The following is a 20,034-nucleotide window of genomic DNA, read 5'->3' on the forward strand; positions in this document are numbered from 1 at the left end:
CCAACAGTGCTACTGAGTGCGTCCACGCCTCCCAACAGGGACGGGTCGTGCGGAGCTTTGTAAGAATTGCCGCCGGTGCTGCCGCCGGTGCCGTTGCCTCCGGGTTTGTCGCCAGGTGGTGGGTAGAAATGGCGCCCACTCGGTGGTCGGATGTGCTGGAACGTTGGTTGTTATTCCGCCGACGTGTGCAGGAAAAATTCGGCATTTCAGTTAAGTAGGAATTGCATGCGAACGAGCTTGTGCATGGGCGCGGCGGGACTGTGAGGCGAGCTAGTCGAGCACGCCAGGCTGAGGGATGCGCGGAGTTCGGGCGATTAGTAGTGGGGGAGGTGCTGAGGGAGATTTCTGAGCTCGAAGGAGCAAAGGTGGGTTCTGTCTGGGTGAAGTACGACCCTGCGTTGGGGCATCAAGGCAAGATCGGCCTCTATCGTTCCCTTGTTAACCATATTGATGCCGAACTGTGCGAAGCCAAGGAACTCGGGCTGGTACGACGAATATCTATCCCTGCGGGATCCTCGCGGCGCGCCCCGTGAACTGGTGCCGACCTTTAAACGGTCACGCAAAAAGACCGGAGATTGATGCGTGTCGAATCAGGCCCTCGCCAGTAACCTAGAGGGCATGAATCAGCCCCACCTTGACCTACACACCAGCCCCGAGATTTACACCGGCTACCGGGCAGGTTTGCAGGATGTCCAGGTGCCCCGGGGCCATGGCGTGGTGATGACGGCGAATCAGTACGCCACCGACGCCGCTGCCCGCATCCTGGAGCTGGGTGGCTCTGCGGCCGATGCTGCGATCAGCGCGCAGCTGGTGCTTGGTCTGGTGGAGCCGCAGTCCTCCGGCTTGGGTGGCGGGTTGTACGCCACCGTCCACAATTCCACTGGCCCAACGGTGTTGAATTATGCGATCGATGGTCGCGAGATCGGCCCGCTCGCCCTCAATGACCCCGCCGTCATGCTGGAGTTGTGTACTGGCGATCCGCGCGGCCGCATGGTGTCCGCCGGCGTACCCGGGGTGGTCTCGGCGTTGGCACTTCTCCATGCGCGCGAGGGTGTGCTGGCCTGGCACGTCCTGTTCGAGGATCCAATCCGCTTGGCGGAGGAGGGCTTCAAGGTCAGCGATCGCCTCGCCCGCTCGGTCGCGCACTTCGCCGAAGGGCTCAAAAGTAATGACGCCGCGTACGCCTATTTGTTTCCAGGTGGGAAGCCGGTTGCGGAGGGGGATGTGCTGCGCAATCCGGACTATGCTCAGACCTTGCGTGAGCTCGCTGGGCTGGAATCGATGAATGCGGTTCAGACGTTCTATAGCGGACACCTGGCGTGCAAGATCGCCCTTGAGACCGGCGGGCACATTAGCTTGGCCTCCCTGCAAAGCTATGGCGCAACAGCGGGCGAGACACTGGCGTACGAATATCAACCGGGAGGCGGGGACGGTGTGACTTACCGGATGTTATCCCCGGGGCGTTCTGCCGCGGGTGCGTCAACAATTTTTGCGACGCTTGAAACTCTACGTGGGCATGTTCCTTCGCTGCCGATTGACGCGGACGGGGTGCACTCCATCGCCGAGGCCGAGCGCCTGGCTTACGCAGACTGTGACGCCATCATGGGGGGCTGGCTGTGGTTATCCGAGCAGGAGAAACTGTTCGACAGTGGCTACATCGCGCGCCGCCGCCAGCTTATTTCGGATCGTCCCGCCGGACTCGCACTCCCGGGCGACCCGCTGGGCACGGGGGCTGCGCAGGCCACGCCACACCAGGACGAGCACGGAACGACACACTTTCAGATTGTTGACGCCGCGGGCCGCGCCGTCGCAGTGACCTCCAGCGTGGAGGCGGCGTTCGGAAACTTCCATATGGTGGGCGGATTCTTCCTTAACAATCAGCTCAGCGACTTCACTCGTACGCTCACCCCGGAGTTGCGCCAACGCTTGCAGGACGCTGTAGATGCGCAGAACGTGCAGCTGGCCACCGACATCGCCGAGGCCCACCCCAACTATCCGGCGGCGGGGCGTCGCCCGCGCTCCTCGATGGCGCCAATGATGGTTCTCGGGGAGGACAAACGCCCCGTCGCTGTCCTCGGCTCGCCAGGTGGGGGAGTGATCATTCAATACATGGTCAAGGCACTGCTAGCGCTATTCGAGTGGGGTTTAAGCCCCCAGCAGGCCTGCAACATGGGCAACTTTGGTGCGTTCAACAACGGCCAGACATGGTTCGGGAAAGACACGATCCACCCTGCGTCAGACGCGGCGTCATTGGTGGAGGAGATGGAGACGCGCCGGGCGGAGCTGGCCCGCGAACTCGAGCAGCGCGGGCACATTGTTGCCGACTATCCACTGGCCAGTGGCCTGGCGATTCTGCAACGCACCGACGACGGCGGATGGATGGCAGGTATAGACCCGCGCAGGGAAGGCGCGATCAGGGTAGTGCCCTAGCGCTGCACAGATGCGGCGGGTACTGTTGTGTGAACTTGTAGAAAGGACAGGGCTCATGGGCGATGCAGCCAGGGCACATGACAGCGACCTCGACCAGGCTCCGCGCACGCCGCTCGAAGTAGTCAAACAAGATACCGAGCGTGAAATGTCGTATTTAGACGCTTTTGATGAGGTGTACGAGCGCTATAAGGACGTTTTCAAGCGGCTCGCATAGCTTGAACGTCGGAGTGAGTTATGCATAGTGCGGATGAACAATTTCTGATCAGTCTTAAAGAAGTTGAACAGCTGCATGACAGCGCTCTTGCTCGAGACGGGGGAATGCCAGGCCTAGCTGATAGGCCTGGATTACTAAGCGCGCTTGGGGGCGCGTTCCAAACGTTTGGTGGGCACGAGCTGTACCCGACGATTCAGGATAAAGCAGCCAAAGTTAGCTTCGAGATTATTAAGCAACATCCGTTCAATGACGGGAACAAGCGAACAGCAGCAGCGCTACCGCTCGTGGTTCCGCGCCGAAACGGTGTCTATGTGCTTCTAGGACGAGATTATTTGTACAAGACAGTTCTAGACCTAGCCGCTGATGACATCGAATATGCGGATTTGATTCGGCCCCTCAGGGGCTGTGTTCGTGCACAGAAATAGACCTGCCTGAGCCGCTACCTGGGGTGTTGAGCGGTTGTCCCAGCTGGTGGCAACGACTACACTGATACGAGCCCTATATGTATATAAGGCGGGCAGTAGATATTTACCCAGGTAGGCCAGCGAAAGCGGCTGACTGGGTTACCCATGTCTACATTATTCAATTGAAAATTTCAGACCGGTCATAGACGCCACCCCACCCCTGAAACCTCAGGAAACAGTGAGGTGTCGGACACAGTGATCAACGCGACGTCATTAATTCAATGATGCTGCGCCAGGCACTCGTCGTAGCTCCAGCACCATAGCCTCGAAGGTACCCAGGTAGCTGCCTGCGGGGGCCGGTCATACAAGAAAGATGGTTCATTGCCTACTATTCAGCAGCTGGTCCGCAAGGGCCGCCACGATAAGACTGCCAAGGTGAAGACCGCAGCTCTGAAGGGTTCCCCTCAGCGCCGTGGCGTGTGCACCCGCGTGTACACCACCACCCCCAAGAAGCCGAACTCCGCGCTGCGTAAGGTCGCCCGTGTGCGCCTTTCCTCCGGCATCGAGGTTTCTGCATACATCCCCGGTGAGGGCCACAACCTCCAGGAGCACTCCATGGTGCTCGTTCGCGGCGGTCGTGTGAAGGACCTTCCCGGTGTTCGCTACAAGATCATCCGCGGCACCCTCGATACCCAAGGTGTCAAGGATCGCAAGCAGGCTCGTTCCCGCTACGGCGCAAAGAAGGAGAAGTAAACAATGCGTAAAGGTGCAGCTCCCAAGCGTCCCGTAGTCAAGGATCCGGTTTACGGTTCCGAGGTTGTCAGCCAGCTGGTGAACAAGGTTCTCCTGGACGGCAAGAAGTCCACCGCAGAGCGCATTGTGTACAACGCGCTGGAAATCTGCCGCGAGAAGACCGGCACCGATCCGGTCGGAACCCTGGAGAAGGCCCTGGGTAACATCAAGCCCGACCTTGAGGTTCGTTCCCGTCGTGTCGGTGGCGCTACCTACCAGGTGCCCGTCGAGGTTCGCCCCGGCCGTGCAAACACCCTTGCTCTCCGTTGGCTCGTGACCTTTACCCGCCAGCGTCGTGAGAACACCATGACCGAGCGTCTCGCCAACGAGATTCTTGATGCAGCAAACGGTCTCGGTGCTTCCGTCAAGCGTCGCGAAGACACCCACAAGATGGCTGAGGCCAACCGCGCCTTCGCTCACTACCGCTGGTAGTTAAAACTTTCAGCAACAAGAGTTAGGGAATAACGTGGCACAAGAAGTGCTTAAGGACCTCAATAAGGTCCGCAACATCGGCATCATGGCACACATCGATGCTGGTAAGACCACTGCAACAGAGCGTATTCTGTTCTACACCGGTATCAACCGCAAGGTTGGCGAAACCCACGACGGTGCTTCGACCACCGACTGGATGGAGCAGGAAAAAGAGCGCGGTATCACCATTACCTCCGCTGCTGTGACCTGTTTCTGGAACGGCAACCAGATCAACATCATCGACACCCCCGGCCACGTCGACTTCACCGTTGAGGTTGAGCGCTCCCTGCGCGTCCTCGACGGCGCCGTCGCAGTGTTCGACGGTAAAGAAGGCGTTGAGCCCCAGTCCGAGCAGGTCTGGCGCCAGGCTGCCAAGTACGACGTCCCCCGCATCTGCTTCGTCAACAAGATGGACAAGATGGGCGCGGACTTCTACTTCACCGTCCAGACCATTATCGACCGCCTCGGTGCAAAGCCGTTGGTCATGCAGCTGCCCATCGGCGCTGAAGATGACTTCGACGGTGTCGTTGACCTCATCCAGATGAAGGCCATCACCTGGCGCGGCAAGGTCGAGGTTGGTGCTGAAGCCACCATCGAAGAGATCCCCGCTGATCTCGCCGACAAGGCTGCAGAATACCGCGAGAAGCTCCTCGAAACCGTCGCAGAGTCCGACGAAGAGCTTATGGAGAAGTACTTCGGTGGCGAAGAGCTCACCGAAGAGGAAATCAAGACCGCCGTCCGCAAGATGACCGTCGCCTCCGAAATCTACCCCGTGCTCTGTGGCTCCGCATACAAGAACAAGGGCATCCAGCCCCTGCTCGACGCAGTCATCGACTACCTGCCCTCGCCGCTGGACATCGGCGAGGTTCACGGCCATAAGGTCGGCGACGAAGCTGTCGATATGGTGCGCAAGCCCTCCGTCGACGAGCCCTTCTCCGCTCTGGCGTTCAAGATCGCAGCTCACCCGTTCTTCGGCAAGCTGACCTTCGTGCGCGTCTACTCCGGCATCGTTGAGCCGGGCGCCCAGGTGGCTAACTCCACCAAGGGTAAGAAGGAGCGCATCGGCAAGCTGTTCCAGATGCACGCCAACAAGGAGAACCCTGTTGACGAAGCACGCGCAGGTAACATCTACGCATGCATCGGCCTCAAGGACACCACCACTGGTGACACCCTCTGTGACATCGCTAACCCGATCATCCTGGAGTCCATGGACTTCCCGGATCCGGTTATCGAGGTTGCCATCGAGCCCAAGACCAAGGCTGACCAGGAGAAGCTCTCCGTAGCTATCCAGAAGCTCGCCGAAGAGGACCCCACCTTCACTGTCAAGCTTGACGATGAGACCGGTCAGACCGTCATCGGCGGCATGGGTGAGCTCCACCTTGACGTCCTTGTTGACCGCATGAAGCGCGAATTCAAGGTTGAGGCAAACGTTGGTGCACCGCAGGTTGCATACCGCGAGACCATCAAGAAGCCCGTCGAGAAGCTCGAATACACCCACAAGAAGCAGACCGGTGGTTCCGGTCAGTTCGCGAAGGTCATCATCGCCCTCGAGCCTTACGCTCCCGAGGCAGAGACCCTCGAAGAAGGCGAATCCGCCATCTACAAGTTCGAAAACGCCGTCACCGGTGGCCGTATCCCCAAGGAATACATCCCCTCCGTCGACGCCGGTATCCAGGACGCAATGCAGTACGGCTACCTCGCTGGCTTCCCGCTGGTCAACATCAAGGCAACCGTCCTCGACGGTGCTTACCACGAAGTTGACTCCTCCGAAATGGCCTTCAAGCTCGCTGGCTCCATGGCCCTGAAGGAAGCCGTCGCAAAGGCAAAGCCCACCCTGCTTGAGCCCGTGATGGCCGTCGAAATCACCACCCCTGAGGAATACATGGGTGAAGTGATCGGTGACGTCAACTCCCGCCGTGGCCAGGTCCAGGCAATGGAAGACCGTGCCGGCGCCAAGCTGGTCAAGGCAAAGGTTCCGCTGTCCCAGATGTTCGGTTACGTCGGCGACCTGCGCTCCAAGACGCAGGGCCGCGCTAACTACTCCATGATCTTCGACTCCTACGCTGAGGTTCCCACCAACGTAGCAGCCGATATCATTGCTGAGCGCAACGGCACCACCGCCTAAAAGCACACGCTTTTAAGCGAACCAAAAGGGTTGGCCCCTCCTGAGACATCAGGAGGGGCCAACCCTTTAGCTACACCAACTATAAAACCCCTTAAGGGCAGTATTGGGTGCTGTACAAGTCACTACCATCAACCTGAATACCCTCAATACCAACATCCTTCAAAGCCTCAACCATCTTGCGCGCAGACTCTTCAGTCAACTCACCACAAGTATCAGGCCCAGGAAGAAGCTTCGCAGTCGCATCCATCGTCGCCTCAGCCGCCTTCAACTGCTCCGGTTCACTCAATTCCGGAATCAATTTCTGTGCAGCCTCAACGCCGACAGAAGGATCAGCCTTCAACTTCGCATACGCACTATAGAAACCAGCGACGACCTGCTTGACTGTCTCCGGGTGTTCAGAAGCAAACTTCTTAGTGGTGATCACACTGGCGCTACGCAAAGAATCATCAGCATTGACATCCAGATTGTGCACATTCATACCGCGCAGCTCCATCTGCACGGCGTCATTATTGATAAAGCCGACTACCGCATCTACCTTGTCGCCGGCGAGCGCAGCCTGCTGTGTGTACCCAACTTCCTGCACATCGATATCCTCAGGCGTCAGGCCTGCATTGTGCAGGCCCACCAGAAGGCCGTACCAGCCCTCACCGTAATGGCCGGCAATGCCAACCTTCTTGCCCTTCAGGTCAGCCATCGAATGAATATCCGAATCCGCCTTCACAGACACCGTCACCGGAAACGTCTCGTAGTAGGGGGAGACCACCAACAACTCATCGCTGGCGGCCGTCGCAGCTTCATCCGCACCTGCGATAACGAACTGCTCCCGGCCAGACAACAGCGCCGTAAACAGCCCCTCATTTTGCCCGTGGTGCCTCAGCGACACCCCATCACCCAAAGCCCCATCGGCGTCCGCCACATAAGCCGGCGCGAACTGGACATTCGGGATGTACGTCAAACCGATAGTGGCAGCCACCTGCTCACCTGATGACGTCGCGGGGGATCCGGCAGGCGCGGCGTCATTACTGCTGCAAGCAACAACAGAACCAGCCAGGGCAACGAGTGCGCTTGCCGCAACAGTGCGGCGTCTCTTGAAAAAGTGCATGATTATCTACTTTCCTTGGGCGAGCGCACGCATGATCGGGTTAGTGCGCTCGACGAGTGCGATTGTTTGAAAAGCAAGTGCAGCCATGAGGCACAACACCGTGACCGTCGCAAACAAACCCGTCATATCAGCCGCCGCCGACTGCAAAGACAGCCGGGAACCCAGGCCGGAACCACCCATCACAAACTCACCCACCACAGCGCCGATAACAGACAACGTCACCCCTGTGCGCAAACCAGCCAGCAAAGCAGGCAGCGCCAAAGGGGCCTCGATATGCCGCAGCAAACTCACGCCGTGGGCGCCATCAAGCCGGGCAGCCTCGATGACGTCGCGGGGCAAAGACTTCAAGCCCAGCACCGCAGTGACCAAAATGGGGAAAAAGACAATGAGGGAACACAGAACGGCGATGGCGAAGGTGCCATAGCCAATCCAAATGACAAGCAACGGTGCAACAGCCACGGAGGGAATCGCTTGCGAAACGGCAATAATAGGGCCGAATGCTGCGTCGAGAACCCATGATTTGTAGATCACATATGCCAAAGGAAGAGCCGCAACAACCCCCAGCAAACACCCCAAGGATGCTTCAGTAACAGTGCTGCCAAACGCGTGCCAAAACAGAGGATTATGACTATCTCGAACAAGCCGCGCGGCTACTGATACGGGGGAGGGCAGTAACGCTGGATTATGCAAAGCTGCGGCTGTGAGAAACCAGGCGACGAGCAAGACAGTGACGCCGCCGACCACCGCGAAGGCGCGAGCGGGATCATTCCTGCGGGAAACCTGGTTGATGCCGGTGCTTAGCATTCACTCCAACACTTTCTTTGGCACCGGGATGTGGGTACACGAAAACTACAACCCCACACGGGCGCAGCGTTACAGCCGCCGGCCCGCGCGCGCTTCGGTCGGCATGCGTAAGGGTTGGCTAGATGCCGCGTACTCGATCGTGCTCCTACCATCCGGACTTTAACCGTCGGTGCTGGAATTCCACCAGCTCAACCTCCCCGGGTGGGGAGGGTCGCGGACTGTAACCGCCGGTTCAGACTTTCACTGACCCCGGTGCACGACTGCACGAAGAAAATAATACGGGTGATCTAATCGCCACGCAACAAAGAATGTGAATTAAACCCAGGGGGTTAATCGGCAGGTGGTGTGGTGGTTTGGTACCTGATAGAGTGCCGAAGCGTAGTGTTAGTGCACGTAGCTCAGACCTGCCAAGCAGCAATTGAGCGCCCAGGTTTGAGTTTTGCACAATGAACACCTAGGATAACGTAACTGGCACAAATCAAATCGCTACTTTTAAAGCGTTAGCCCTGGTGGGCTGGTGCCAAGTAGTAAACAACCACCAATGTGGCTGCGAGAGTCGTAGCCACCATGAAGTCCAGGAGGACATACAGTGGCAAAGGCGAAGTTCGAGCGTACAAAGCCGCACGTCAACATCGGTACCATTGGTCACGTCGACCACGGTAAGACCACCCTGACCGCAGCCATCACCAAGGTTCTGGCTGACGAGTACCCGGAGCTGAACCAGGCTTTCGCTTTCGACGCTATTGACAAGGCGCCGGAAGAAAAGGAGCGTGGTATCACGATTAACATCTCCCACGTCGAGTACCAGACCGAGAAGCGCCACTACGCTCACGTGGACGCCCCCGGCCACGCTGACTACATCAAGAACATGATCACCGGTGCTGCTCAGATGGACGGCGCAATCCTCGTGGTTGCCGCTACCGACGGCCCGATGCCTCAGACCCGTGAGCACGTTCTTCTTGCTCGCCAGGTTGGCGTTCCCTACATCCTCGTTGCTCTGAACAAGTGTGACTCCCCGGATGTTGACGACGAGATGATCGAGCTCGTCGAGATGGAAGTTCGCGAAATGCTTGCTGAGCAGGAGTACGACGAGGACGCTCCCATCATTCAGGTTTCCGCACTGAAGGCTCTCGAGGGTGACCCCGAGTGGACCGCTAAGATCGTTGAGCTCATGAAGGCTTGCGACGAGAAGATTCCGGATCCGGAGCGCGAGACCGACAAGCCCTTCCTCATGCCCATCGAGGACATCTTCACCATTACCGGTCGCGGCACCGTCGTTACCGGTCGTGTTGAGCGCGGCAAGTTGAACGTCAACGACGAGGTCGAGATTCTCGGTATCCGCGAGAAGTCCACCAAGACCACCGTTACCGGTATCGAGATGTTCCGCAAGCTCCTCGACTACACCGAGGCTGGCGACAACTGTGGTCTGCTGCTCCGTGGTATCAAGCGTGAGGACGTCGAGCGCGGCCAGATCGTTGCTGCTCCCGGCGCTTACACCCCTCACACCGAGTTCGAGGGCTCCGTCTACATCCTTTCCAAGGATGAGGGCGGCCGCCACACCCCGTTCTTCGACAACTACCGTCCTCAGTTCTACTTCCGCACCACCGACGTTACCGGTGTTGTGAAGCTTCCTGAGGGCACCGAGATGGTCATGCCTGGCGACAACGTCGACATGTCCGTCACCCTGATCCAGCCGGTCGCTATGGACGAGGGCCTCCGCTTCGCTATCCGCGAAGGTGGCCGCACCGTCGGCGCTGGCCGCGTCACCAAGATCATCAAGTAATAACCTACTTGTTGGTTTAAAACCCCAATCGCCTTTCATCAGGCGGTTGGGGTTTTCCCATTCCTGCCCCGTTCGCAGCGGGACATGCGGGCAGTATGTACCGAGAACACAACGGCCCGATACCATGCGGTACCGGGCCGATTTTGAATGTGATGTAGTGAGAGTCCAAAGAAAAGACACTCACTTATCGGGCTAAACGAAGAAGATACCCTTCGGAAGCAGCGTTTCAGGGTCGAGAACGATCACATCGCCGGGGTAGCCTGCTGCCAGCGTGCCGAAGTTATCATCCACACCGATAGCCCGGGCCAGATGCGAGGTAGCCGCAGCTGCCTCAGGGCCATCGTCATAAGCGACCCGACCACCGCCATGATGGTGAATATCGATATAGCCAGGCACCAGCGGAGCACCTGCGACGTCGATTGTTTCATCCGAATCCGGTCATGACGCGACGTCATTAACCGTTCCGACATGAGTGATGACGCCGCGTTCAACACGCAACGCAGCATCCGTTACGGCGGGCGCGCCTGAACCGTCAACAAGCAGAGCATTGCTAAAAAGCTGTGAAACTGACATAACAAAAATCATGACTACACGAAAAGTGCAAGAAAACAGTGCAAAGTGGCGTTAGAGTGCGTTGAGCATAGGCGCCACCAAAACTTCGTAGCCGCGTTGCTGGAGGGCGCTGGCGGACGAATCTTCGCTTTCGGAGCTTCCCACTCGTCATTGCCGGTTCAGGACATCGTCTACCGTGCCGGTGGCCTGATGCTCATCAACCCCCTCTACGGTCCCGGTATCGAAGCACTCATCACTCGCCCCAGCACCCTCGGCTCTCAGATGGAGCAGATGCCTGGCTGCGGCGAGGTGCTGTTCAACAACTCGCCCCTCAAGGAAGGTGACGTTCTGATTGACGTCTCCGTCTCCGGCCACAATGCGGTTCCGGTTGAGTTGGCTCGTGCAGCCCGCGAGAACGGTGTCTTCGTGGTGGGCCTGACTTCCCACAAGTACACAGACGCCGTGACCTCTCGCGTTCCGGACGGGACCAAGCTGAAGGACCACGCTGACATCGGCATCGATAACCGTGTGGACGCCGGTGACGTAGTTCTAAGCCTTGATGGTGTTCCGCAGAAGTTCACTCCCGCATCCGGTGTGACCTCCATTGCGATCCTGCATTCCCTGCCTGCGGGCATCATCGAGAAGCTGCTCGAAAAGGGCTTATCCGCACCCGTGTTCCTCGCCGCCAACCTTGATGGTGGCGCAGAATGGAACGCAAAGTACCTGGCAGAAAATGCTGATCGCATTTTCTACTTGAACTAAGCCCTTCTGCGGCTTTAGCGTGTAGGCGGGCACCCACCCCGGGTGTCCGCCTACAGCTGTATTTTTGTGGCTCCTACGAGCACAAATGCGGAAAATGTGTTTTTTCGCACAACTGCGCTTAAGGGTTGCGCCTAGGGTGGGCGACGTGCTTAAATACAAGGGTTGCTTTGACATAGGTGTGCGTTTATTACGCCCGTGGCTTAGCAAACATGAACCACAACGCACCATTACGGCGCAGGTGGAGCCCGTAAGGGCCCGGACATGTGGCATGGCAAATAAACAGCGGCAGTAGGCAACAACCCCACGCACTTTTTAGGGGGACGTAACCGGCTAGCAGACGTTTATTACCATCTGCATAGACCTGGTTCATGAAACACAAAACTGGCGTTGCGCCCGGTCCATCCGGACAACGTTATAGAGATACTAAAAGCAATTCCCACCGCTCCTTCGTGCGCGAATGTAGATGTGGGACCAAAGGAAGAGGACAAGCGTGGCGGGACAAAAAATCCGCATTAGGCTCAAGGCCTACGACCACGAAGCGATCGACGCCTCTGCGCGTAAGATCGTCGAAACCGTCACCCGCACGGGTGCACGCGTCGTTGGCCCGGTGCCGCTGCCGACCGAGAAGAACGTTTACGCCGTTATTCGTTCTCCGCACAAGTACAAGGACTCTCGCGAGCACTTCGAGATGCGCACTCACAAGCGCCTGATCGATATCCTCGACCCGACGCCCAAGACTGTCGACGCTCTTATGCGCATCGACCTTCCGGCCAGCGTCGACGTGAATATTCAGTGATCGACGTAAGTATTGGCATCGGAGAATAAATAATGAGTGAAACTGAGATCAAGGGAATTCTGGGCACCAAGCTCGGCATGACCCAGATCTTCGACGAGGACAACCGGGTTATCCCCGTCACCGTCGTCGGAGCTGGTCCGTGCGTAGTCACCCAGATTCGAACCATTGACAACGATGGCTACAACGCCATCCAAATCGCCTACGGCGAAATTGACCCCCGTAAGGTCAAGAAGCCTCAGGCAGGCCACTTCAACAAGGCTGGCGTTACCCCCCGCCGCCACGTTACCGAGATTCGCATGGACGACGTCTCCGGCTACGAGGTTGGACAGGACATCACCGTCGACATCTTCGAAGGCGTAACCTTCGTCGACGTCACCGGTACCTCCAAGGGTAAGGGCTACGCTGGCGCCATGAAACGCCACGGCTTCGCAGGCCAGGGCGCATCCCACGGTAACCAGGCCGCACACCGCCGCGTCGGTGGCATCGGCGCCTGCGCTACCCCGGGTCGTGTCTTCAAGGGCACCCGCATGGCAGGCCGCATGGGTAATGAGCGCGTCACCACCCAGAACCTCAAGGTTCAGAAGGTTGACGCCGACGCTAACCTGCTGCTCATCAAGGGTGCAATCCCCGGTGTACGCGGCGGCGTCGTAACCGTCAAGACCGCAGTGAAGGGCGGTGCACACGCATGAGCAATCTGAAGTTGGACGTCCACACCGCTGACGGTAAAACCAACGGCCAGGTCGATCTGCCTGCAGAGATCTTCGACCGCGAAGCATCTGTTGCACTGATGCACCAGGTCGTCAATGCCCAGCTCGCCGCAAAGCGCCAGGGCACCCACGCCACCAAGACCCGTTCCATGGTCTCCGGTGGTGGCAAGAAGCCGTTCCGCCAGAAGGGTACCGGTCGCGCCCGCCAGGGTTCGATCCGCGCACCGCACTTCACCGGTGGTGGCATCTCCCACGGCCCTCAGCCGCGTGACTACACCCAGCGCACCCCGAAGAAGATGAAGGCAGCCGCACTGTTCGGTGCACTGACCGACCGCGTTCGCCACGACCGTATTCACGTCGTCGAAGAACTCGTCACCGGCCAGACCCCGTCCACCAAGGCAGCCCGCGCATTCATCGAGCGCCTGACCGAGCGCAAGAACGTACTGTTTGTTGTCGGCCGTGAAGACGTAGTCTCCATCAAATCCGCCAACAACCTCCCCGGCGTTCACATCCTGCACCAGGATCAGCTGAACACCTACGACGTCCTCAACTCTGACGACGTTGTGTTCTCCGTGGAGGCACTCAACAGCTTCGTTAACCGCGTTGTCGGCGCTGGAGAGGAAAAGTAATGGCCACCATCGCAGATCCCCGCGACATCATTCTCGCACCGGTAGTGTCCGAGAAGGCATACGGTCTCATGGAGCAGCAGCAGTACACCTTCTTTGTTGCACCTGAGGCAAACAAGACCCAGATCAAGATCGCTATTGAGCAGATCTTCGGTGTCAAGGTCGAATCCGTCAACACCATCAACCGCGAGGGCAAGCGCAAGCGCACCCGCACCGGTTTCGGTAAGCGCAAGAACACGAAGCGTGCGATCGTCACCCTCCGTGAAGGCAGCGACGCAATCGACATCTTCGGCGGCTCCGCCGCTTAAGGCGCCGATTGAAAGGTAAGGACAACTATGGCTATTCGTAAGTACAAGCCGACAACCCCGGGTCGCCGCCAGAGCTCCGTTTCCGAATTCGAGGAGATCACTCGCTCGACTCCGGAAAAGAGCCTGCTGCGCCCGCTGCACAAGACCGGCGGCCGCAACGTACACGGCCACATCACCACCCGTCACAAGGGTGGCGGCCACAAGCGCCGTTACCGTCTGATCGACTTCCGTCGTAACGACAAAGACGGCATCACCGCTAAGGTCGCTCACATCGAGTACGACCCGAACCGTACCGCTAACATCGCCCTCCTGCACTACGCAGATGGCGAAAAGCGCTACATCATTGCCCCCAAGGGCCTCAAGCAGGGCGCCATCGTTGAGTCCGGCCCCAACGCCGACATCAAGCCCGGCAACAACCTCCCGCTGCGCAACATCCCGGCCGGTGCCACCGTGCACTGCGTCGAGCTGAAGCCCGGCGGCGGCGCCAAGATGGCTCGCTCCGCAGGTACCTCCATCCAGCTGCTCGGTAAGGAAGGCCGTTACGCAATCCTGCGTATGCCCTCCTCCGAAATCCGCCGCGTCGACATCCGTTGCCGCGCAACCGTTGGTGAGGTCGGCAACGCTGACCAGATCAACATCCGCTGGGGCAAGGCCGGCCGTATGCGCTGGAAGGGCGTCCGCCCGACCGTCCGTGGTGTCGTTATGAACCCGGTCGACCACCCGCACGGTGGTGGTGAAGGTAAGACCTCCGGTGGTCGCCACCCGGTTTCCCCGTGGGGCAAGCCCGAGGGTCGTACCCGCAAGCCCAACCGCCCGAGCGACAAGCTGATCATGCGTCGCCGTCGCAGCAACAAAAACAAGAAGCGCTAAGAGGAGGTAGACAATGCCACGTAGCCTAAAGAAAGGCCCGTTCGTAGACGAGCACCTCCTCGCTAAGGTTGATGCACAAAACGAAAAGGGCACCAAGCAGGTCATCAAGACCTGGTCCCGCCGCTCCACCATTCTCCCCGATTTCATCGGCCACACCTTCGCCGTCCACGACGGTCGCAAGCATGTGCCGGTGTTCGTGGATGATTCCATGGTCGGTCACAAGCTGGGCGAGTTCGCCCCGACCAAGACCTTCAAGGGTCACATCAAGGACGACAAGAAGGGACGTCGATAAGCGATGAGTGAAGCAATCACGTCCGCACGCGCCACCGCGCGCTTCGTCCGCGTTACCCCGATGAAGGCACGCCGCGTCATCGACCTCGTTCGCGGCAAGTCCGTATCCGAGGCAATGGCCATCCTGAAGTACGCCCCCCAGGCTGCTTCCGAGCCGGTCGCAAAGGTAGTTGCATCCGCAGCCGCTAACGCCGAGAACAACTTCGGTCTGGACCCACGCACCCTGGTCATCTCCGAGGCATACGCTGACGAGGGCCCCACGATGCGTCGTTTCCGCCCGCGCGCACAGGGTCGTGCATTCCACGTCCGTAAGCGCACCAGCCACATCACCGTGGTTGTCGAGAGCCAGAAGGGAAGTGCTCAGTAGTGGGCCAGAAAATCCACCCCCACGGCCTCCGGCTGGGCATTACTTCCGATTGGAAGTCCCACTGGTACGCCGATAAGTCCTACGCCGATTACCTCGCCGAAGACATCAAGATCCGCGAATTCCTGTCCAAGAACCTGGATCGCGCTGGTGTCGCCGACGTCGTTATCGAGCGCACCCGTGACCGCGTCCGCGTCGACATCCACACCGCCCGTCCGGGCATCGTGATCGGCCGTCGTGGTTCCGAGGCTGACCGCATCCGCGGTGAGCTCGAAAAGCTCACCGGCAAGCAGGTCGCCCTCAACATCCTCGAAGTCAAGAACATTGACGCCAACGCTCAGCTGGTGGCACAGTCCATCGCAGAGCAGCTGACCAACCGCGTGGCATTCCGCCGCGCAATGCGTAAGGCCATCCAGTCCGCGATGCGCCAGCCGCAGGTCAAGGGCATCAAGGTCGTGTGCTCCGGTCGTCTCGGCGGTGCCGAGATGTCCCGCACCGAGCGCTACCACGAGGGCCGCGTGCCGCTGCACACCCTCCGCGCCGAAATTGACTACGGCACCTACGAAGCACACACCACCTTCGGCCGCATTGGCGTCAAGGTGTGGATCTACAAGGGTGACGTCGTCGGCGGCAAGCGCGAAAGCGACCTCTACGCACCCGACGCACGTCGTGGCCGCGGTGACCGTCGCGAGCGTCCGCGCCGCGGTGGCCAGCGTCGTCAGCGTGCAGAGCAGAAGCAGGAGGGCTAAGAATGCTTATCCCCAAGCGCGTTAAGTACCGTCGCCAGCACCGTCCCACCCGTACCGGTGTGTCCAAGGGCGGTAACCGCATCACCCACGGTGACTACGGCATCCAGGCTCTCGAGCCGACCTACATCACCAACCGTCAGATCGAATCTGCACGTATTGCCATCAACCGCCACGTCAAGCGTGGTGGCAAGGTGTGGATCAACATCTTCCCGGACCGCCCCCTGACCCAGAAGCCGCTCGGCGTGCGTATGGGTTCGGGTAAGGGCCCCGTCGAGAAGTGGATCGCCAACGTTAAGCCTGGCCGCATCCTCTTCGAGATGAGCTACCCGAACGAAGAAATCGCCCTCGAGGCACTTCGTCGCGCAGCTCAGAAGCTGCCCTGCAAGGTCCGTATCGTTAAGAAGGAGGACCAGTTCTAATGGCTACCGGTACCCCCGCATTTGAGCTCCGCGAGCTCTCCGAAGAAGAACTGGTCACCCGCCTGAAGGACTGCAAGGAAGAACTGTTCAACCTTCGCTTCCAGATGGCAACCGGTCAGTTGACCAACAACCGTCGCCTGCGCACGGTCAAGCGCGACATCGCCCGCATCTACACCGTTATTCGCGAGCGTGAGCTGGGCCTGTCCGTTGTTCCGGGAGCTGAGGCTTAAACATGAGTGAGGCAAACGTGAACAAGAAGGAAAAGGGCGCACGTAAGGTCCGCACGGGCTACGTCGTTTCCACCAAGATGCAGAAGACCTGCGTCGTTGAACTGGAAGACCGTAAGCGCCACGGCCTGTACGGCAAGACCATCCGCACCAACTCCAAGGTGAAGGTCCACGACGAGAACGAGACCGCCGGCGTCGGCGACCTCGTCCGCGTCGAAGAGACCCGCCCGCTGTCCAAGGATAAGCACTTCCGTCTCGTCGAAATCGTCGAGAAGGCACGCTAAACCCTAAAGCGGCAAACCGAAAATAGCCGGTCCCACCCTGTAGTGGAGGCCGGTTTTTTCATACCCGCACTGTATGTGCGGTATCTGTGCACCGAAATGGGCAAATTATTGTTCACGAGACGCCCGACCTGGGCCAATGAGCACAGGGACGCATAATTTGGCGAATTCGGTGCACGCAAAGTCGGCGTTGTTCGCCTCCCGTATATGCAGTTGCCTTCTTTTAGAGGCGGTTTGGGTCGAATGCCATGGCGGATCCTTTCACGTGTACACCGCATCGACATATTTAAACGACATGTACACTTTTCGCGATTTCTTCGACACGTCATCGGCACATGGGGCGGACATGTACGCGGCGTCATCACGTAATCGTGAAAACCGGACTTGACCTTGACGCTACGTCAACGCAGAAAGTGGAAACCGTGAGCGAATATTCCATCAGTGAAGCAGCCGCCAAACTTGACGTCACCACGCGGACGCTGCGGTATTGGGACAGCATCGGCCTGCTCAGCCCGCAGTGGCGCACGTATAGCGACTACCGAATCTACACGGAAGCCGACATCCGCCGGGCGCTGAAGGTCCTTGTGCATGTGGCAGCTGCCAGATAGCAGAAGAGCTCCCGCAACTTGCGAGAGCTCTTCTGCCTTTGACGCGTGCTAGAAGGAGATGTGGGTGTTGCCGGTGGACTTTTCGTAGTCGCGGAAGATGTCCCCGCGCTCTCCACTTTCGTGGGCGCCCCGTCGGAGAGTACAAAAAATCGGCAGATTTGCAGATTTCACTCAAGCGACCTGGGCTTATGGGGCTGGGTGGGGCAAATCTGCTGATTTTTGTATTCTGTGCAGCTCCAAGGCCTGCGCGAGGCCCGTGCACTGGGCGTAGGGGATTGACGCGCCCGCAGCCTATCGTTGCCACGGTAAAATCCTGGCGGGATCGTCGTCAATGCGTGCGTGCTCCCTGCAAAACTAGATCAAACTTTAGTTTGTTTATGCTCCATCTATACTGGTGTTGCTTTTATCAACTGCGCGTACCCGCACGAACGACCTTCGCCCGCACCGATCTACAGGACTTCACTACATGCCTCGTAACAGCCGCTCCCGCGAGATTTACCCAGTTACCCTCCGCGACGTGGAGGTGATGCGGGTGGAGGACGTCACCCCGAATCTGCGTCGCATCACCCTCGGTGGTGAGGAACTGGGGGCGGGCACGCGCCGGGGTGCGGACAGTCCGGAGTTCGTCAGCACGGGTTTCGACGATGACGTGCGCATCATCTTCCCGCATCCCACTACTGGCGAGCGGCCTTTCCCGCGGCCGTTGGGTAATGGGAATCTGGAGTGGACGGAGGAGATCAAGAACCTCTTCCGTGCCTACACTGTGCGTAAGTATGACGCCGCGTCGGGCGAGGTTGTCATTGATTTCGCGCGGCATGGCGCGGGGTTGGCGGAGGATTTTTGTCAGCGTGTGACGGTGGGGGACCGGGTGTATATCGCCGGGCCGAAGATGTGCGGTGAGCTTCCGGTGCACGCGGATTGGTTGTTGTTGTGTGGGGATCACACTGCCTTGCCGGCGATTGCCCGTTGCTTGGAGGAGTTGCCTGCAGGTCAGAAGGTCACTGCGGTCATTGAGGTTGCCGACCGTGCGGATGTGCTGGATATTGAGACCCGTGCTGATGCTGATGTGCATTGGGTGGTGGCGGCAGAGGGTGGGCGTTTTAGCCAGGTTGTGCAGCGTTTATTTGATTGTGCGCCCGCTGGTGAGGGCTATGTGTGGGCGGCGGGGGAGGCCGGCCAGCTGAAGGCCGTGCGCGCGTTGGCTAAGCGCCTCGATGTGCCGCGTGAAAATGTGGAGTTTACGGGTTATTGGCGCCAGCAGGATGTTGTCCTCGGCGACGATGGCGTACCCATTAATACTCGTTTGGCGGCGTTCGAGCAGTTGCACGACATGCTGGAGGTCGGCCCAGCGTACGCTGTGCGCACCGCGCATGCTGCTGGGGTGTTGAGTGACTTGTTTGAGGCTGATGCTCCCGTTTCCCCAGCGCACGCGGGGTGTTTGGATCCGGCGGTTACGGTGCGCCTTCTGCGCTATTTGGAGGCCATTGGTTTGGTGGAGCAGCCGGAGGTCGGGCTGTTTCGCTTGTCACGCTTGGGCGTGGATCTTGCGGATCCAGAGGGCTTGGGTGCCCGATTGTTGACGCCGCGTGCGTTGGCGTGGGCGCATATCGACCAGGCAATGGAGGGTAATTCGCTTGGGCGTGCGGCGCGGTTGGAGGATCCGGCGGCTGGTTGGACTGCCCCGGCGGTCGCGGCTGCCTTGGTGCGGTTGTATGACTGTGTGATTGCCGTGGATGGCCCCGGTTGTTCGATCTACGCGGATGAGCTTGTGCGTAAAGGTGCTCCACAGGTGGTTATGCCCGAAGGGGCCGGGGTGGAGGATGTGCATCCGGTGCGCCGGGCGCAGGTCTCAGTGGGGGAGGGCGCTGCAGGCGAAGACGCGGGTGTGGTGCTGTTGATTGATCCTTGCATTGCCAGCTCGGATGAGCAGTTGGTGCAGCGTTTGCGGGAGCTTCGTGTGGATCGCTGCGCGATCGTCACGGAGTTGTTGTCGGAGTCGGGTGCTGATGAGCACGCTGTTGAAGAAGACCTGCTGAGGTTAATTGAATCGGGCGGTAGTGTTCCGACGCAGCGTGGCCTAGGGCGCGTGGTTGCCGATGCGGGGTGGCGTGTGGAGTCATCCACCCCGGTCGGCTGGGGAAATACCTTGCTGCAGTTGGAACGCTAAGGGCTTTAAGTGTCAGAAGTCCTGGGATTCGTGCAGGTTGCGTCCGGATTTTGGTAACGAGATGCCCTGCGTTCGTTCCGAATTCGTATGAGCGATGCAATGTAAAAAAAGAATACCGGCAGTAGTAGAGCAGCTATATTGGTTGAAAGACCCCACTCGATTGGGAGTCCTGAGAAGCCTAA

At 59.0% G+C, this 20,034-nt stretch carries 26 protein-coding genes and 1 riboswitch; of the genes, 22 read left to right on the plus strand and 4 right to left on the minus strand.

Features of this window, described 5'->3' with window-relative positions; all coding sequences use genetic code 11:
* Positions 1-365: 365 nt before the first annotated feature.
* The 7 genes from CARG_RS10135 (at position 366) to fusA (ending at position 6,436) form a co-directional block, all read left to right on the plus strand.
* On the plus strand, positions 366-533 hold the full coding sequence (locus CARG_RS10135; protein WP_020975556.1) for a hypothetical protein: 168 nt from the start codon (positions 366-368) through the stop codon (positions 531-533).
* Positions 534-618: 85 nt separating this feature from the next.
* Positions 619-2,430, plus strand: coding sequence for a gamma-glutamyltransferase family protein (locus CARG_RS01175; RefSeq protein ID WP_020975557.1), 1,812 nt, complete (start codon positions 619-621; stop codon positions 2,428-2,430).
* A 55-nt stretch (positions 2,431-2,485) separates the two neighbouring features.
* Positions 2,486-2,644: a hypothetical protein gene (locus tag CARG_RS10140; protein ID WP_020975558.1), complete on the plus strand. Its 159-nt coding sequence runs from the start codon at positions 2,486-2,488 to the stop codon at positions 2,642-2,644.
* 20 nt (positions 2,645-2,664) lie between these two features.
* A complete protein-coding gene (locus CARG_RS10670) occupies positions 2,665-3,069 on the plus strand; it encodes a type II toxin-antitoxin system death-on-curing family toxin (protein WP_020975559.1) in 405 nt (134 codons plus the stop codon).
* Positions 3,070-3,429: 360 nt separating this feature from the next.
* Complete coding sequence (rpsL, locus tag CARG_RS01185; RefSeq protein ID WP_020975560.1) at positions 3,430-3,801, plus strand: 30S ribosomal protein S12; 372 nt, start codon at positions 3,430-3,432, stop codon at positions 3,799-3,801.
* Positions 3,802-3,804: 3 nt separating this feature from the next.
* The gene (gene rpsG, locus CARG_RS01190) at positions 3,805-4,272 is read left to right on the plus strand and encodes a 30S ribosomal protein S7 (protein WP_020975561.1); all 468 of its coding nucleotides are present in this window, start codon (positions 3,805-3,807) and stop codon (positions 4,270-4,272) included.
* 34 nt (positions 4,273-4,306) lie between these two features.
* Positions 4,307-6,436, plus strand: a complete 2,130-nt coding sequence (gene fusA / locus CARG_RS01195) for an elongation factor G (protein WP_020975562.1) — start codon at positions 4,307-4,309, stop codon at positions 6,434-6,436.
* Positions 6,437-6,527: 91 nt separating this feature from the next.
* On the opposite strand, the gene CARG_RS01200 is transcribed toward fusA, so the two are convergent.
* The gene (locus tag CARG_RS01200) at positions 6,528-7,538 is read right to left on the minus strand and encodes an ABC transporter substrate-binding protein (RefSeq protein WP_020975563.1); all 1,011 of its coding nucleotides are present in this window, start codon (positions 7,536-7,538) and stop codon (positions 6,528-6,530) included.
* Between the two features lie 6 nt (positions 7,539-7,544).
* Complete coding sequence (locus tag CARG_RS01205; protein ID WP_020975564.1) at positions 7,545-8,342, minus strand: ABC transporter permease; 798 nt, start codon at positions 8,340-8,342, stop codon at positions 7,545-7,547.
* Between the two features lie 136 nt (positions 8,343-8,478).
* Positions 8,479-8,603, minus strand: a riboswitch (FMN riboswitch).
* Positions 8,604-8,931: 328 nt separating this feature from the next.
* Here CARG_RS01205 and tuf point away from each other — a divergent pair.
* Positions 8,932-10,125, plus strand: a complete 1,194-nt coding sequence (gene tuf, locus CARG_RS01210; protein WP_020975565.1) for an elongation factor Tu — start codon at positions 8,932-8,934, stop codon at positions 10,123-10,125.
* Positions 10,126-10,317: 192 nt separating this feature from the next.
* On the opposite strand, the gene CARG_RS01215 is transcribed toward tuf, so the two are convergent.
* Both CARG_RS01215 and CARG_RS10575 read right to left on the minus strand, forming a co-directional pair.
* Positions 10,318-10,521, minus strand: coding sequence for an amidohydrolase family protein (locus CARG_RS01215; RefSeq protein ID WP_020975566.1), 204 nt, complete (start codon positions 10,519-10,521; stop codon positions 10,318-10,320).
* Positions 10,522-10,563: 42 nt separating this feature from the next.
* Entirely contained in the window at positions 10,564-10,698 is a 135-nt protein-coding gene (locus CARG_RS10575; protein ID WP_268869936.1) for a hypothetical protein, read from the minus strand.
* Positions 10,699-10,743: 45 nt separating this feature from the next.
* Between CARG_RS10575 and CARG_RS01220 the strand changes: the two genes are divergently transcribed.
* The 14 genes from CARG_RS01220 (at position 10,744) to CARG_RS01285 (ending at position 19,852) form a co-directional block, all read left to right on the plus strand.
* Positions 10,744-11,439, plus strand: coding sequence for a sugar isomerase domain-containing protein (locus tag CARG_RS01220; RefSeq protein WP_020975567.1), 696 nt, complete (start codon positions 10,744-10,746; stop codon positions 11,437-11,439).
* Between the two features lie 490 nt (positions 11,440-11,929).
* A complete protein-coding gene (gene rpsJ / locus CARG_RS01225; protein ID WP_003854291.1) occupies positions 11,930-12,235 on the plus strand; it encodes a 30S ribosomal protein S10 in 306 nt (101 codons plus the stop codon).
* Positions 12,236-12,267: 32 nt separating this feature from the next.
* Positions 12,268-12,924, plus strand: coding sequence for a 50S ribosomal protein L3 (gene rplC, locus CARG_RS01230; RefSeq protein ID WP_020975568.1), 657 nt, complete (start codon positions 12,268-12,270; stop codon positions 12,922-12,924).
* The gene (gene rplD / locus CARG_RS01235) at positions 12,921-13,571 is read left to right on the plus strand and encodes a 50S ribosomal protein L4 (RefSeq protein WP_020975569.1); all 651 of its coding nucleotides are present in this window, start codon (positions 12,921-12,923) and stop codon (positions 13,569-13,571) included. Before rplC ends, rplD begins: the two co-directional genes overlap by 4 nt.
* Complete coding sequence (gene rplW / locus CARG_RS01240; RefSeq protein WP_020975570.1) at positions 13,571-13,876, plus strand: 50S ribosomal protein L23; 306 nt, start codon at positions 13,571-13,573, stop codon at positions 13,874-13,876. Before rplD ends, rplW begins: the two co-directional genes overlap by 1 nt.
* A 27-nt stretch (positions 13,877-13,903) precedes the next feature.
* A complete protein-coding gene (gene rplB / locus CARG_RS01245; RefSeq protein WP_020975571.1) occupies positions 13,904-14,746 on the plus strand; it encodes a 50S ribosomal protein L2 in 843 nt (280 codons plus the stop codon).
* 13 nt (positions 14,747-14,759) lie between these two features.
* Positions 14,760-15,038, plus strand: a complete 279-nt coding sequence (gene rpsS, locus CARG_RS01250) for a 30S ribosomal protein S19 (protein ID WP_013241207.1) — start codon at positions 14,760-14,762, stop codon at positions 15,036-15,038.
* 3 nt (positions 15,039-15,041) lie between these two features.
* Positions 15,042-15,404: a 50S ribosomal protein L22 gene (gene rplV, locus CARG_RS01255; RefSeq protein ID WP_020975572.1), complete on the plus strand. Its 363-nt coding sequence runs from the start codon at positions 15,042-15,044 to the stop codon at positions 15,402-15,404.
* Positions 15,404-16,150: a 30S ribosomal protein S3 gene (rpsC, locus tag CARG_RS01260; RefSeq protein WP_020975573.1), complete on the plus strand. Its 747-nt coding sequence runs from the start codon at positions 15,404-15,406 to the stop codon at positions 16,148-16,150. The genes rplV and rpsC overlap by 1 nt, the downstream gene beginning before the upstream one ends.
* Before the next feature lie 2 nt (positions 16,151-16,152).
* On the plus strand, positions 16,153-16,569 hold the full coding sequence (rplP, locus tag CARG_RS01265) for a 50S ribosomal protein L16 (RefSeq protein ID WP_020975574.1): 417 nt from the start codon (positions 16,153-16,155) through the stop codon (positions 16,567-16,569).
* Complete coding sequence (gene rpmC / locus CARG_RS01270) at positions 16,569-16,799, plus strand: 50S ribosomal protein L29 (RefSeq protein ID WP_020975575.1); 231 nt, start codon at positions 16,569-16,571, stop codon at positions 16,797-16,799. The genes rplP and rpmC overlap by 1 nt, the downstream gene beginning before the upstream one ends.
* 2 nt (positions 16,800-16,801) lie before the next feature.
* Entirely contained in the window at positions 16,802-17,080 is a 279-nt protein-coding gene (gene rpsQ / locus CARG_RS01275) for a 30S ribosomal protein S17 (RefSeq protein WP_020975576.1), read from the plus strand.
* 368 nt (positions 17,081-17,448) lie between these two features.
* On the plus strand, positions 17,449-17,685 hold the full coding sequence (locus CARG_RS01280; protein WP_020975577.1) for a MerR family DNA-binding transcriptional regulator: 237 nt from the start codon (positions 17,449-17,451) through the stop codon (positions 17,683-17,685).
* Positions 17,686-18,151: 466 nt separating this feature from the next.
* A complete protein-coding gene (locus CARG_RS01285) occupies positions 18,152-19,852 on the plus strand; it encodes a siderophore-interacting protein (protein WP_020975578.1) in 1,701 nt (566 codons plus the stop codon).
* Positions 19,853-20,034: the final 182 nt, after the last annotated feature.

This window comes from Corynebacterium argentoratense DSM 44202 (assembly GCF_000590555.1).
Lineage (GTDB): Bacteria > Actinomycetota > Actinomycetes > Mycobacteriales > Mycobacteriaceae > Corynebacterium > Corynebacterium argentoratense.